The following is a 12,567-nucleotide window of genomic DNA, read 5'->3' as shown; positions in this document are numbered from 1 at the left end:
GAGACGTATCGTCTCGCTTAAGGTCGGGGGCATGACGCACATCGCCATGTTCTCCATCGCTGCCCACGGCCACGTGAACCCGAGCCTGGAGGTGATCCGTGAGCTCGTCACGCGGGGGCACCGGGTGACGTACGCGATTCCCCCGGTGTTCGAGAAGAAGGTCGCCGAGACCGGCGCCGAGGTGAAGCTCTGGAAGTCGACCCTGCCGGGCCCCGACGACGACCCGGAGGCGTGGGGCGAGACGCTGCTGGACAACGTCGAGCCCTTCCTGAACGACGCCATCCAGGCCCTGCCGCAGCTGATCGAGGCGTACGAGGGCGACGAGCCGGATCTCGTGCTGCACGACATCGCCTCGTATCCGGCGCGGGTGCTGGCCCATCGCTGGGGCGTCCCGGCCGTCTCCCTCTCGCCGAACCTGGTGGCCTGGGAAGGCTACGAGGAGGAGGTCGCCGAGCCGCTGTGGGAGGAGCCGAGGAAGACCGAGCGCGGTCAGGCCTACTACGCGCGCTTCCAGGCCTGGCTGGAGGAGAACGGCATCTCCCGGCATCCGGACCCGTTCGCCGGCCGGCCGGCCCGTTCCCTCGTGCTGATCCCCAAGGCGCTCCAGCCGAACGCCGACCGGGTCGACGAGACGGTGTACAGCTTCGTCGGCGCCTGCCAGGGCGACCGCGGCGCGGAGGGGGACTGGCGGCGGCCCGCCGATGCCGAGAAGGTCGTGCTGGTCTCGCTCGGCTCGGCGTTCACCAAGCAGCCGGCGTTCTACCGGGAGTGCGTGCGGGCCTTCGCGGGGCTGCCGGGCTGGCACGTGGTGCTCCAGATCGGCAAGCACGTCGACCCCGCCGAGGTGGGGGAGGTGCCGGGGAACGTCGAGGTGCGGTCCTGGGTTCCGCAGCTCGCGATCCTCAAGCAGGCCGACCTGTTCGTCACGCACGCGGGCGCGGGCGGCAGCCAGGAGGGCATGGCCACGGCCACGCCGATGATCGCCGTGCCGCAGGCGGTCGACCAGTTCGGCAACGCGGACATGCTCCAGGGCCTCGGGGTGGCCCGCCATGTCCCGGCCGAGGAGGCCACCGCCGAGACGCTCCGCGAGGCGGCCCTCGCACTCGTCGACGACCCGGAGGTCGCCCGCCGCCTGGCGGATCTTCAGGCGGAGATGGCCAAGGAGGGCGGCACACGGCGCGCGGCCGACCTGATCGAGGCCGAACTGGCAGCGGCGAGCGCATGAGTGAGGGCCCGTGGGTTCCTCCGGACTACACGGGCCCTTGGCCGGCTGGCCGGCTCGGCCGACGTACGGTCACGGGACGGCCGGGAGGAGGGGTTTACGCCCGGCCGTCCCGCCCACGAGGGTCAGACCCGGACCCGCCCCCCTTCCTTCCGCACCATCGGCGCCCCCGCCACCGCGTCCGCCGACTCGTCGTGCGTCAGGTCCGGGAGGCGGTTCAGCCACCTCGGCAGGTACCAGTTGCGTTCGCCGAGGAGCGACATCACCGCCGGCAGCAGCACACCACGGATGATCGTCGCGTCGATGAGCACCGCCGCCGCGAGGCCGACGCCCATCTGCTTCATGGACTGCATGGACAGGGTGCCGAAGATCGCGAAGACGGCGACCATGATGACGGCGGCGCTGGTCACGACCCCCGCCGTGGTGACCACGCCGTGCGTGATGGCGTCCTGCGTCGTACGGCCGCGCAACCGCGCCTCGCGGATCCGCGAGACCACGAACACGTGGTAGTCCATCGACAGCCCGAACAGGATCACGAAGAGGAACAGCGGCAGCCAGCTGACGATGGCGCCCACGCCCTGAGCGCCCACCAGCGACGCGCCCCAGCCGTGCTGGAAGACGGCGACCAGGATGCCGTAGGCCGCGCCCACGGACAGCAGGTTCAGCACGATCGAGGTGATCGCGATCGTCAGCGAGCGGAACGACAGCAGCATCAGCAGGAAGGCGAACACCACGACGAACGCGAAGACCGGGGCGACCGCGCCGACGAGTTGGTCGTTGAAGTCCTTCGACATGGCGACCCCGCCGGTGATCGGCGCCTCGACGCCGTCGACCGCGCCGAGCGTGGCCGGCCGTACCTCGTCGCGGAGCTTGTCCAGGCCGGCGCCCGCCTTGTCCAGGTCGGAACCGCCGACGAGCGGGACGTATACGAAGGCGACGTTCTCGGCGTCGTCCAGCTTGATGTCGACAGGTCCCCGCGAGGCGCCCGAACTGATCGCCCGTTCACGGAACTCGGCGAGCGCCGACTGCACCTCGGGCGCGTTGATGTCGTCGGCCTTCACGACCACCTCCGCCGGCTCGGAGCCGCCCGGGAAGGCCTCGTTGAGCCGGTCGTAGGTCTGCACGATGGGCAACGAGTCGCCGAACTCCTGGTCCAGCGTGAGGTTCTGGGTCTTCATGCCGACCGCGGGAGCCGCGACGGCCAGCAGCGCCCCGGCGGCCACGACGACGGAGACGACGGGCTTGGCGAGGACCCCCTTCAGCACAGCCGTCCAGAAGCGGCTCTCGCCGTTTCCGTCGCGGCGACGGCGGCGCAGGAACGGTATCCGCCCCTTCTCCACCCGCTCACCCAGCAGCGACAGGAGCGCCGGCAGCACCGTCACCGAACCGACCATGGCAACGGCGACGACCATCAGCGACGCCAGTCCCATCGCCTCGAACTCGGCGAGCCCGGTGAACAGCATGCCCGCCATCGCCACGCACACCGTGACACCGGAGACGATGATCGCGCGCCCACTCGTCGCGGCGGCGACCCGCAGGGCCGTCTGTGCGTCCCGGCCGGCCTCGCGCTCCTCGCGCTCCCGGCGCAGATAGAACAGGCAGTAGTCGACGCCGACGGCCAGACCGACCAGGAGCATCACGGAGTTCGCGGTCTCGCTCATCGGCATCACATGACTGACGACGCCCATCAGACCCATCGTCGCCATGATCGCGCTGAGCGCCAGCGCCACCGGCAGCAGCGCCGCCACCAGCGCGCCGAACGCGATGAGCAGAATGCCGAGGGCGACCGGTACGGCCGAGTACTCGGCCTTGCGGAAGTCGTCGCCGAACGCGTCGTCGAACGTCTTCATCATGCTGGCGCCGCCGATCTCCTCGATCCGGAGCGCATCGTGCTCCCGCTGGACCCGCTCGACGGCCTTCAGCACCGGCTCGACCCGCTCGCCCGCGGTGTCCGACGCCCCCCGCATGTCGAACTGCACCAGCGCGCTGCGCCCGTCCTGGGAGATCGTCCTCGTGTCGTACGGCGTGGTGACGTCCGTGACCTCACCGGTCGCGTCGACGGCCCGCACGACATCGGCGACGGCGGCCCGGAACGCGGGGTCGGTGGCCTTGAGTCCGCCGTCCTTCGACTGGATGAGGACGGTCTCGCCCGCCGGTTCCTCGATCCCGGCGTCCTCGATGATCTTCGCGGCGGTGTGGGTCTCCCCCTTGAGCTGGTCGCTGTCCTTGACGTCGACCCGGCCGGCCGCCGAGCCGAGCCCCATGGCCAGGACGACGAACAGCACCCAGATTCCGACGGCCGCCCATCGGTGCCGGGCACTCCAGCCGCCTGCCCGGGCGGCGAGTCCCCGCACGCGTATGTCTCCGTTCCCCATGACGGGCTGCCCCCTCGTGAGCGGTGACAGCCCCCTGCCGCCACCTTTCGTCTCGAAGGTATGGGCCGGACAAGGCCGTCTCGTCGTGCTGCCCGGTGAAGCGGCGGACCCCCTGGTCCTCCGGACGGCCACCCCGCCCTCACCACTGGGGAGGACACCGGCCCCTTACATCTATCGGCCGATGTCCGGGCCGATGATCAGGGATCCACCCTTGGCGCCCTTTGTGGCGACTCCTGATTGCGAAACCTTGTTGAACAAGTCACAGGTGCGTGTAGTGGTTGCTACCGGCCGGTTCGATGGGCCAGAGTTTCGCGCAGCCCGCACGCCGGGCCCGGCCGTCGTGCCCGCCCCCACGGGGCACGACGGCCGCTTAGGGTGGACGGGTGACGACGTATGCGGTGCTGCTGCGCGGAATCAACGTGGGCGGCAGCAAGAAGGTCCCGATGGCCGACCTGCGCGCCCTGATGGAGAGCCTCGGTCACGGGGGCGTGCGGACGTATCTCCAGAGCGGTCAGGCCGTGTTCGGCGCCGACCACGGCGACGAGGAGTCCCTGGCCGCCGAGCTCACGCGGGCGATCGAGAAGCGGTTCGGCTTCGGGGTGGACCTCATCGTGCGCGACCACGCCTATCTGAAGGCGGTCGCCGACAACTGCCCGTTCCCGGCGGCCGAACTGGAGGCCAAGCAGCTGCACGCCACCTACTTCTCCGTACCGGTCGACGCCGGGCGTTTCGCCGAGATCGACCAGGCGGCCTTCCTGCCCGAGGAGTTCCGGCTCGGCGACCGCGTCCTGTACCTGTACGCGCCGAACGGCCTGGGCCGTTCCAAGCTCGCCGAGTACCTGGCGAGGCCCCGCCTGAACAAGGGCGTGACCGCCACGACCAGGAACTGGAACACCGTCGTCAAGCTGGTGGAGCTCACCGGGTCGTCCACCGGGTAGTGGCCCAGGAGAAAGGCCCGGCAACTGGACCGGGAACCATCCATCGGCCCGGTGCGGGTGGCGGTGGCCGCCGCCGAGCGGCACGGCGAGAACGTACTGCGTGACCTGTATTCCGCGTTCGGCGTCCGCATACACGAAGGCGAGGCCGAGGACTTCGACGTGGTGATCGCCGAGGCGCTGGCCGAAGTGGGGCTCGACGGCGACCTCGCCACCGCTCACGACCCGGCGTACGACGAGGCGGTCCGCCGTGGCCACGAGGCGGGCGCGGAGGCCGACTCCAGGCGATATGTGGGAACTCCCACCGTCCATGCCGACGGCACGGTGTGGTTCGGGCCCGTGCTGCGGGCGATTCCGCGTGGCCCGCGGGCCGCCGAGCTCTTCGACAGCTTCCGCGTCCTGGCCGGCCACCCGGACTTCTTCGAGCTGGGGCGGACCCGCGCCGGAGGGCTCTGGTTCGACTGAGGCCGGTTCAGGCCCCGACAGCCGCCCGCAGCGGCACCCGCGCCCCCTCGTACCGCTCCAGCAGCACCCGGGCCACCTCCGGCGCCGGACCCAGCACACCGGCCAGTACGTCCGCCTCGGCGGCGCCCCGCGCGATGCGGTCCGGCAGGAAGCCGGGGGCCAGGACGTACGGCGCGACGGCGACGCGTTCGCAGCCGAGGGCGCGGAGTTCCCGCACCGCGTCCTCGGTGCGGGGGAACCCCGCGGGAGAACCGGCGGAGGCGAACGCAGGCCGCACGGCGCACCAACCGGTGTGCCGCCACTCCCGCGCGATTTCTGCGATCACTGCGATCGCCTCCGGGTCCGTGGACCCCGCCGAGGCCAGGACGACCCCGGTCGAGGACTTGTCGGCGGGCGTCAGCCCCGCCTCGTACAGCCGCCGCTCCAGCGCGGCCATCAGCAGCGGGGAGGGGCCGAGCACCTCCGCCTGGCGGATCCGCAGCCGCCGGGGCGCCTCCCGCAGCACCGCCGGGATGTCCGCCTTCGCATGGAAGGCGCGCGTCAGCAGCAGCGGCAGCGCCACGACGTCGCGGACGCCCTCCACCGCCAGGGACTCCAGCACGCCCCGCACGGACGGGACGTTGAAGTCCAGGAAACCGGTTTCGACCCGCAGGCCCGGCCGCAGCGACCGCACCCGCCGCACCAGGGCGTGCACGGTCGCGGCGTGCCGCGGGTCGCGGCTGCCGTGGGCGATGACGACGAGGACCGGTTCGTGGCGCATGGGGATCAGCTCTTCACCAGGAGGCCGCGGCTGCGCAGCACCCGCCGCTCCAGCGGACTGAAGATCAGCAGGTCGATGGCGATACCGACGATCAGGATGAGCAGGATGGCGAGGAAGACCATGGACATGGAGCTGGTGTTGCGGCCGTTCTCCAGCAACTGGCCGAGCCCCACGCCCAGGTCGGGGGAGGAGGCGATGATCTCGGCGGCCATCAGGGACCGCCAGGCGAACGCCCAGCCCTGCTTCAGGCCGGCCAGGTAGCCGGGCAGCGCGGCCGGCATCACGATGTGCCAGGTGCCCTTCAGGCCCGTCGCGCCGAGCGTGCGGCCCGCCCGCAGGTAGAGCGGCGGCACCTGGTCCACGCCCGAGACGAGGCCGTTGGCGATGGAGGGGACCGCGCCCAGCAGGATCACGGCGTACATCATCTGGTTGTTCAGACCGAGCCAGATGACGGCCGGCGGCACCCAGGCCACCGAAGGCAGCGACTGCAGGCCGGACAGGATCGGACCGATCGCGGCCCGTACGAACCGCACCCGCGCCACCAGCAGGCCCAGCGGGGTGCCGATGGCCAGTGCCATCAGGAAGCCCAGCAGACCGCGCGAGACGCTGGTCCAGATGTAGTCGAGCAGCGTCCCCTGAAGCCAGGCGGTCCGCACCTCGCCCCACACGTCGGAGGGCGAGGGCAGCTTGCTGGGGTCGTCGACGACGCCGAAGGTGACCAGCGCCTGCCACACCGCCAGCACCAGCAGGACGGCGGTGACCGGCGGCACGATCTTCTGCGTGAACGTCGTGCGCAGCGGCGTACGGCCCGTCTGCACCGTGTCCAGGGCGTCCAGACCCGCCTCGACGCCGGCCAGATCGTGGCCGCCCTTGACGGCGTGCGTATCAGTGCTGGCCATGTCGGCGGATCTCCCCACGCAGTTCTTCGGTGATCTCACGGGACAGCTCCGCCACCGCGGCGTCCTCGATGCGGCGCGGCTGCGGGATGTCGACCGTCCACTCGCGCGCGATCCGTCCCGGACGCGACGACAGCAGCACGACGCGCTGCGCGAGCCGCGCCGCCTCCCGCACGTTGTGCGTCACGAAGAGCACGGACAGCCGTGTCTCCGTCCAGATCCTGGTCAGCTCGTCGTGCAGCACGTCGCGGGTGATCGCGTCGAGCGCCGCGAACGGCTCGTCCATCAGCAGCAGGCTGCTGTCCTGCGCGAGCGCGCGGGCCAGCGCCACCCGCTGCCGCATGCCGCCCGACAGCTCGTGCACCCGCTTGCCGTACGCCCCCTGGAGCCGGACCAGTTCCAGCAGTTCCTCCGCGCGGCCGCGTCGCTCCGCCTTGGGCACACCGCGCAGCTTCAGGGCGAGCTCGATGTTCTTGCCCGCGGTCAGCCACGGGAAGAGGGCGTGCTCCTGGAACATCAGTGCCGGGCGGCCGTCCGTCGTGATCGAGCCGGCCGACGGCTTGTCTAGCCCCGCCACCAGGTTGAGCAGCGTGGACTTGCCGCAGCCCGAGGCCCCCAGGAGGGTGACGAACTCGCCCGGCGCGACATCGAGCGTGATGTCGTCGAGGACGAGCTGCTGCCCGGCGGGGCCGGCGAAGGACTTCGAGACGTGCTCGATGCGCGCGGCGTGCTCCACCGACGTACCGGCGTCGGCGGCCTTGGCGAAGGTCGTGGCCATGGTCGTCACCTCCTGGGAACTGGTCAGGGACTTATGAAGCGGCGCCGAGGCCGGCGTCGGCGACGGTGGCCTCGCCCTCGGCGGCGAGGATCTTGTTCAGCGGCGTGAGGTCGTAGATGCCCTTCAGGTCGGGCCGCTCCAGCAGGCCGGCCTGCACCGCGTGCCGCGCCTGGACGTCGAGCGTGGTCGCGAGGGGGTCGTCGGTGATGCGGATCGACCGCCAGGCCGGGTCCAGCACCTCGGGCGGCAGCGGCTTTCCGGTGTCCGCCTGGAGCTGCCGGTTCGCCGCCGCCCTCGCATCGGCGGGGTGGGCGTTGATCCACTTGTTGGTCCCGACGGACGCCCGCAGCACCGCCTCGACCGCCTTCGGGTGCTCTTTCAGGAAGCTCTGCGACACGATGATGTTGGTGATCACGAACTTCTTGTCGGGCCACAGGTCGGACTCGTCGAGCAGTACCTTCCCGCCCTCGGCGACCAGCTTCGACGCGGTCGGCTCGGGCACCCAGGCGCCGTCGACGGACCCTGACCGGTAGGCGTCCGGGGCCACCTTGTTGTCCGTGCGGACCACGGAGACGTCGCCCTCGCCGCTCTCCGCGTCGACCTTCCAGCCCTGCTCGGAGATCCAGTTCAGGAACGCCACGTCCTGCGTGTTGCCGAGCTGCGGGGTGCCGATCCGCTTGCCCTTGACGTCCTTCAGGGACTTGACCTTCTCGGGGTCGACCACGAGCTTCACCCCGCCCGAGGCCGAACCGCCGATGATCCGCAGGTTCTTGCCGCCCGACTTGATGTAGCCGTTGATCGCCGGGGAGGGGCCGATCCAGCCGATGTCGATCGAGCCCGAGTTCAGGGCCTCGATCTCCGAGGGCCCGGCGTTGAAGGTGGCGTACTCGGCCTTGGTGGCGCCGAGTTCCTTCTGGAAGAAGCCCTGCTGCCGGCCGACCAGGGCGGTGGCGTGGGTGAGGTTGCCGAAGTAGCCGATCCGGACGGAGTCCAGACCGTCGATCTTCTTCGCCCCGGCGGCGACCTTGACCGTGTCGTCGTCCTTGGCCTGGGAGCCGTAGCCGCAGGCGGCGAGCGCGAGCAACGGCAGCGCGGCCATCGCCACGAGAGTGCGGCGCAGGGCGGTGGTGGCAGGCACGGGAGGTGTTCCTCTCGGAGTCCCGGCGGTCACGACACCTCAGGTCGTGGCCGGGGGGTCGGCGGGTTTTCGGCGGCGCGCGCGGGGCGCGTACGTCCGCGCGCGCATCGTGGGCGTCACGCACATCGCGCCACTCCGCCCTGCCCGCTGCCGAGGGCGCCGCTGCCGACGCGGCCGCCCTCCTTCGCGAAGGACGAGTAGAAGTCGGTCGGGTGCATGGTCAGAAGTCCCACCCGTCGTCCTCGGCGTCGCCCCGGACCGGCTCCGGGGCGGCGAACGACTCGCCGACCATGCCCGCGGTGAGCGTGGTGCCGTCGCTGGGGTCGATCAGGATGAACGAACCGGTGCGCCGCGAGTCGGCGTAGGAGTCGACCGGCAGCGGCTCGGCGGTGCGGACCTTCACCCGGCCGATGTCGTTGGCGGCGAGCTGCCCCGGGTGCGGGTGCAGGGACAGGTCGTCCAGGGTGAGCCGGGACGGGATGTCCTTGACGATCGCCTTGACCGTGCGCGTGCCGTGCTTGAGCAGCACCCGGTGGCCGACGGTCAGCGGCTGGTCGGCCACGTGGCAGACGGTCGCCTCGATGTCCTGGGTGGTCGGCGGCGCGTCCTTGCTGGGCACGATCAGGTCGCCGCGCGAGATGTCGATGTCGTCCTCCAGCAGGAGGGTGACCGACTGCGCGGTCCAGGCGACGTCGACCGGCTCGCCCAGCAGGTCGATGCCGGAGATCTTCGTCGAACGCCCGGCCGGCAGGACGGTGATCTGCTCGCCGACGCGGAAGGTGCCCGCCGCGATCTGCCCCGCGTAGCCCCGGTAGTCCGGGTGCTCGGCGGTCTGCGGCCGGATCACGAACTGCACCGGCAGGCGCGCGTGACAGTGCGCCAGGTCGTGGCTCACCGGAACGGTCTCCAGGTGCTCCAGAACGGTCGGGCCGCCGTACCAGTCCATGTTCGCGGACGGTTCCACGACGTTGTCGCCGTTCAGCGCGGAGATCGGGATCGCGGTGACCTCGGGGACGCCGAGCTCGGTCGCGTACGCCGTGAACTCGTCGGCGATCGCGCCGAAGACCTTCTCCTCGTAGCCGACGAGGTCCATCTTGTTGACGGCGAGGACGACGTGCGGGACGCGCAGCAGGGCGGCGATCGCGGCGTGCCGGTGGGTCTGCTCGACGACGCCGTTGCGGGCGTCGACGAGGACGATCGTCAGCTCGGCGGTGGAGGCGCCGGTGACCATGTTCCGGGTGTACTGCACGTGCCCGGGGGTGTCCGCGAGGATGAACCGGCGGCGCGCAGTGGCGAAGTAGCGGTAGGCCACGTCGATGGTGATGCCCTGCTCGCGCTCGGCGCGCAGGCCGTCCGTCAGCAGCGCGAGGTCCGGGCCCTCCTGGCCACGGCTCGCCGAGGCGCGCTCCACGGCCTCCAGCTGGTCGGTGAGGACCGACTTGGAGTCGTGCAGCAGCCGGCCGACCAGGGTGGACTTGCCGTCGTCGACCGAGCCGGCGGTGGCGAACCGCAGCAGGGTGGTCGCCGACAGCTGCTCGACCGACAGCGTCTCGGTGGGTTCGGTGGTGCTCGTCATGGCTAGAAGTACCCCTCGCGCTTGCGGTCTTCCATCGCGGCCTCGGAGAGCTTGTCGTCGGCCCGGGTGGCGCCCCGCTCGGTCAGCCGGGACGCGGCGATCTCGGTGATCACCTGCTCCAGGGTCCGGGCGTCGGAGTCGACGGCGCCGGTGCAGGACATGTCGCCGACTGTGCGGTAGCGGACCTGCCGCTTCTCGACGGTCTCGCCCTCCTTGGGGCCGCCCCACTCGCCGGCGGTCAGCCACATGCCGCCGCGCCGGAAGACCTCGCGCTCGTGGGCGAAGTAGATCTCCGGCAGCTCGATGCCCTCGCGGGCGATGTACTGCCAGACGTCCAGCTCGGTCCAGTTGGACAGCGGGAAGACGCGGACGTGCTCGCCCGGGGCGTGGCGGCCGTTGTACAGGTTCCACAGCTCGGGCCGCTGCCTGCGCGGGTCCCACTGGGAGAACTCGTCCCGCAGCGAGAACACCCGCTCCTTGGCCCGGGCCTTCTCCTCGTCGCGGCGGCCGCCGCCGAACACCGCGTCGAAGCGCTCCGCCTGGATCCTCTCCGTCAGCGGCAGCGTCTGGAGCGGGTTACGGGTCCCGTCCGGGCGCTCCTTGAGCACACCGCGGTCGATGTAGTCCTGCACGGACGCGACATGCAGCCGCAGGCCGTGCCGGGCCACCGTGCGGTCGCGGTACTCGATGACCTCGGGGAAGTTGTGCCCGGTGTCCACGTGCAGCAGGGAGAAGGGGAGCGAGGCCGGCGCGAACGCCTTCAGCGCCAGGTGCAGCATGACGATGGAGTCCTTGCCGCCGGAGAACAGGATCACCGGCCGCTCGAACTCGCCCGCCACCTCACGGAAGATGTGCACCGCCTCGGATTCCAGCGCGTCCAGGTGCGAGAGGGCGTACGGGGTCTCCGTCTCCTCGGTCACGGGTGCGACGGTCGTCATGCCAGTCCCCTTTCGGCGAGCAGGGCGTACACCGACGCGGCGGACTCCTGCACGGTCTGGTGCTGCGACTCGATGCGCAGGTCGGGCGAGGCGGGCTCCTCGTACGGGTCGTCGACGCCGGTCAGCCCCGTCAGCTCGCCCGCGGCCTGCTTGGCGTACAGCCCCTTCACATCGCGCACGGAGCACACGTCGACCGGGGTCGCCACGTGCACCTCGACGTAGGCGGTGCCGTTCGTCTCGTGCCGCTTGCGCACCGCGTCGCGGCTGTCGGTGTACGGCGCGATCACCGGGACGAGGGCCTTCACGCCGTTACGGGCGAGCAGTTCGGCGACGTAACCGATGCGCTGCACGTTGGTGTGCCGGTCCTCGCGGCTGAAGCCGAGGCCCGCCGAGACGAACTCGCGGATCTCGTCGCCGTCGAGCACCTCGACGAGGTGGCCCTCCGCCCGCAGCCGGCCGGCCAGTTCGTACGCGATCGTGGTCTTGCCGGCGCTCGGCAGGCCCGTGAGCCAGACGGTGGCTCCGCTCGTCACGTGCTTCTCCTGAGGGGTCGGTGTGGTGGTCGTCATCCGTGCAGCCCGCACTCGGTCTTGGACCGCCCGGCCCAGCGGCCGGCGCGCGCGTCCTCGCCCGCGAGCACCCGCCGGGTGCACGGGGCGCAGCCGATGGAGGCGTAGCCGTCCATCAGGAGCGGATTGGTCAGGACGCCGTGCTCGGTGACGTAGGCGTCCACGTCGTCCTGGGTCCAGCGGGCGATCGGCGAGATCTTGATCTTCTGGCGCTTCTCGTCCCAGGCGACCACGGGGGTGCCCGCCCGTGTCGGGGACTCGTCACGGCGCAGTCCGGTCGCCCAGGCCGCGTAGTCGGCGAGCCCCTGCTCCAGCGGCTTGACCTTGCGCAGGAAGCAGCACAGGTCGGGGTCGCGGTCGTGCAGCTTCGGGCCGTACTCGGCGTCCTGCTCGGCGACCGTCTGCTCCGGGGTGAGGGTGATGACGTTGACGTCCATCACCGCCTCGACGGCGTCCCGGGTGCCGATGGTCTCCTCGAAGTGGTAGCCGGTGTCGAGGAAGACGACGTCGACGCCGGGCATCACGCGGGACGCGAGGTGGGCGACGACCGCGTCCTCCATGGACGAGGTCACGCAGAACCGCTTGCCGAAGGTCTCCGCCGCCCACCGGAGGATCTCCAGCGCGGACGCGTCCTCGAGGTCGCGGCCCGCCTGCTCGGCGAGCGCCTTCAGCTCCTGCGTCTCGCGCATCTCCTGAGCCGTCGTCATATCCCGTCCCCTCCCTTCGTGCCCTTCGTGTCCTGCTGGAGCCCACGGGAGAGCAGCCCCAGGAACTTCAGCTGAAAGGCGCGGTTGCACGCCGCGCACTCCCAGGCGCCGTGGCCCTGCTCGCTCGGACGCAGGTCCTCGTCGCCGCAGTAGGGGCAGAAGAAAGGTGCGGCACGCTCACTCACAGGGCATCCCTCGTCTCGCTCGC

Annotated in this window: 12 protein-coding genes and 1 pseudogene; 3 read left to right on the top strand and 10 right to left on the bottom strand. The window is 71.1% G+C overall.

The window, feature by feature from the left end; translation table 11 throughout:
• The first annotated feature begins 31 nt into the window (after positions 1-31).
• Positions 32-1,225, top strand: coding sequence for a macrolide-inactivating glycosyltransferase (gene mgt / locus ACFV6X_RS01210; protein ID WP_385375808.1), 1,194 nt, complete (start codon positions 32-34; stop codon positions 1,223-1,225).
• Between the two features lie 122 nt (positions 1,226-1,347).
• On the opposite strand, the gene ACFV6X_RS01205 is transcribed toward mgt, so the two are convergent.
• Positions 1,348-3,597 (bottom strand): MMPL family transporter, encoded by a 2,250-nt coding sequence (locus ACFV6X_RS01205; protein ID WP_385375805.1) that lies wholly within the window; start codon positions 3,595-3,597, stop codon positions 1,348-1,350.
• 383 nt (positions 3,598-3,980) lie between these two features.
• On the opposite strand from ACFV6X_RS01205, the gene ACFV6X_RS01200 reads away from it, so the two are divergent.
• Both ACFV6X_RS01200 and ACFV6X_RS01195 read left to right on the top strand, forming a co-directional pair.
• On the top strand, positions 3,981-4,535 hold the full coding sequence (locus ACFV6X_RS01200) for a DUF1697 domain-containing protein (RefSeq protein WP_385375803.1): 555 nt from the start codon (positions 3,981-3,983) through the stop codon (positions 4,533-4,535).
• 33 nt (positions 4,536-4,568) lie between these two features.
• Positions 4,569-4,997: pseudogene (locus tag ACFV6X_RS01195) on the top strand (DsbA family protein); the annotation flags it as partial.
• A 7-nt stretch (positions 4,998-5,004) separates the two neighbouring features.
• Here ACFV6X_RS01195 and ACFV6X_RS01190 read toward each other — a convergent pair.
• The 9 genes from ACFV6X_RS01190 to ACFV6X_RS01150 form a co-directional block, all read right to left on the bottom strand.
• Positions 5,005-5,757, bottom strand: coding sequence for a sirohydrochlorin chelatase (locus ACFV6X_RS01190; protein ID WP_385375800.1), 753 nt, complete (start codon positions 5,755-5,757; stop codon positions 5,005-5,007).
• Positions 5,758-5,762: 5 nt separating this feature from the next.
• The gene (locus ACFV6X_RS01185; RefSeq protein WP_365457549.1) at positions 5,763-6,656 is read right to left on the bottom strand and encodes an ABC transporter permease; all 894 of its coding nucleotides are present in this window, start codon (positions 6,654-6,656) and stop codon (positions 5,763-5,765) included.
• Positions 6,643-7,431 (bottom strand): ABC transporter ATP-binding protein, encoded by a 789-nt coding sequence (locus tag ACFV6X_RS01180; RefSeq protein ID WP_385375797.1) that lies wholly within the window; start codon positions 7,429-7,431, stop codon positions 6,643-6,645. The genes ACFV6X_RS01185 and ACFV6X_RS01180 overlap by 14 nt, the downstream gene beginning before the upstream one ends.
• Positions 7,432-7,462: 31 nt before the next feature.
• Positions 7,463-8,569: an aliphatic sulfonate ABC transporter substrate-binding protein gene (locus ACFV6X_RS01175; protein ID WP_385375794.1), complete on the bottom strand. Its 1,107-nt coding sequence runs from the start codon at positions 8,567-8,569 to the stop codon at positions 7,463-7,465.
• Between the two features lie 220 nt (positions 8,570-8,789).
• Positions 8,790-10,145 (bottom strand): sulfate adenylyltransferase subunit 1, encoded by a 1,356-nt coding sequence (locus ACFV6X_RS01170; protein WP_385375792.1) that lies wholly within the window; start codon positions 10,143-10,145, stop codon positions 8,790-8,792.
• 2 nt (positions 10,146-10,147) lie between these two features.
• Positions 10,148-11,083 carry a sulfate adenylyltransferase subunit CysD gene (gene cysD / locus ACFV6X_RS01165; RefSeq protein ID WP_385375789.1) on the bottom strand — a complete coding sequence of 312 codons (936 nt, stop codon included), beginning with the start codon at positions 11,081-11,083 and terminating at the stop codon, positions 10,148-10,150.
• Positions 11,080-11,616 (bottom strand): adenylyl-sulfate kinase, encoded by a 537-nt coding sequence (gene cysC / locus ACFV6X_RS01160; protein WP_385375787.1) that lies wholly within the window; start codon positions 11,614-11,616, stop codon positions 11,080-11,082. Before cysC ends, cysD begins: the two co-directional genes overlap by 4 nt.
• Positions 11,617-11,648: 32 nt before the next feature.
• Complete coding sequence (locus ACFV6X_RS01155; protein ID WP_385375784.1) at positions 11,649-12,359, bottom strand: phosphoadenylyl-sulfate reductase; 711 nt, start codon at positions 12,357-12,359, stop codon at positions 11,649-11,651.
• Positions 12,356-12,544, bottom strand: a complete 189-nt coding sequence (locus ACFV6X_RS01150) for a hypothetical protein (protein WP_385375781.1) — start codon at positions 12,542-12,544, stop codon at positions 12,356-12,358. The genes ACFV6X_RS01155 and ACFV6X_RS01150 overlap by 4 nt, the downstream gene beginning before the upstream one ends.
• Positions 12,545-12,567 lie beyond the last annotated feature (23 nt).

This window comes from Streptomyces sp. NPDC059861, assembly GCF_042731435.1.
In the GTDB taxonomy this organism is placed as follows: Bacteria; Actinomycetota; Actinomycetes; order Streptomycetales; family Streptomycetaceae; genus Streptomyces.
This window is presented reverse-complemented; position numbering and strand designations above follow the sequence as displayed.

Coding starts and splice junctions, on each gene's coding strand:
- ACFV6X_RS01185 (WP_365457549.1), bottom strand. CDS start 6,656: ATGGCCAGCACTGATACGCACGCCGTCAAGGGCGGCCACGATCTGGCC.
- ACFV6X_RS01155 (WP_385375784.1), bottom strand. CDS start 12,359: ATGACGACGGCTCAGGAGATGCGCGAGACGCAGGAGCTGAAGGCGCTC.
- mgt (WP_385375808.1), top strand. CDS start 32: ATGACGCACATCGCCATGTTCTCCATCGCTGCCCACGGCCACGTGAAC.
- ACFV6X_RS01205 (WP_385375805.1), bottom strand. CDS start 3,597: ATGGGGAACGGAGACATACGCGTGCGGGGACTCGCCGCCCGGGCAGGC.
- ACFV6X_RS01190 (WP_385375800.1), bottom strand. CDS start 5,757: ATGCGCCACGAACCGGTCCTCGTCGTCATCGCCCACGGCAGCCGCGAC.
- cysD (WP_385375789.1), bottom strand. CDS start 11,083: ATGACGACCGTCGCACCCGTGACCGAGGAGACGGAGACCCCGTACGCC.
- ACFV6X_RS01170 (WP_385375792.1), bottom strand. CDS start 10,145: ATGACGAGCACCACCGAACCCACCGAGACGCTGTCGGTCGAGCAGCTG.
- ACFV6X_RS01180 (WP_385375797.1), bottom strand. CDS start 7,431: ATGGCCACGACCTTCGCCAAGGCCGCCGACGCCGGTACGTCGGTGGAG.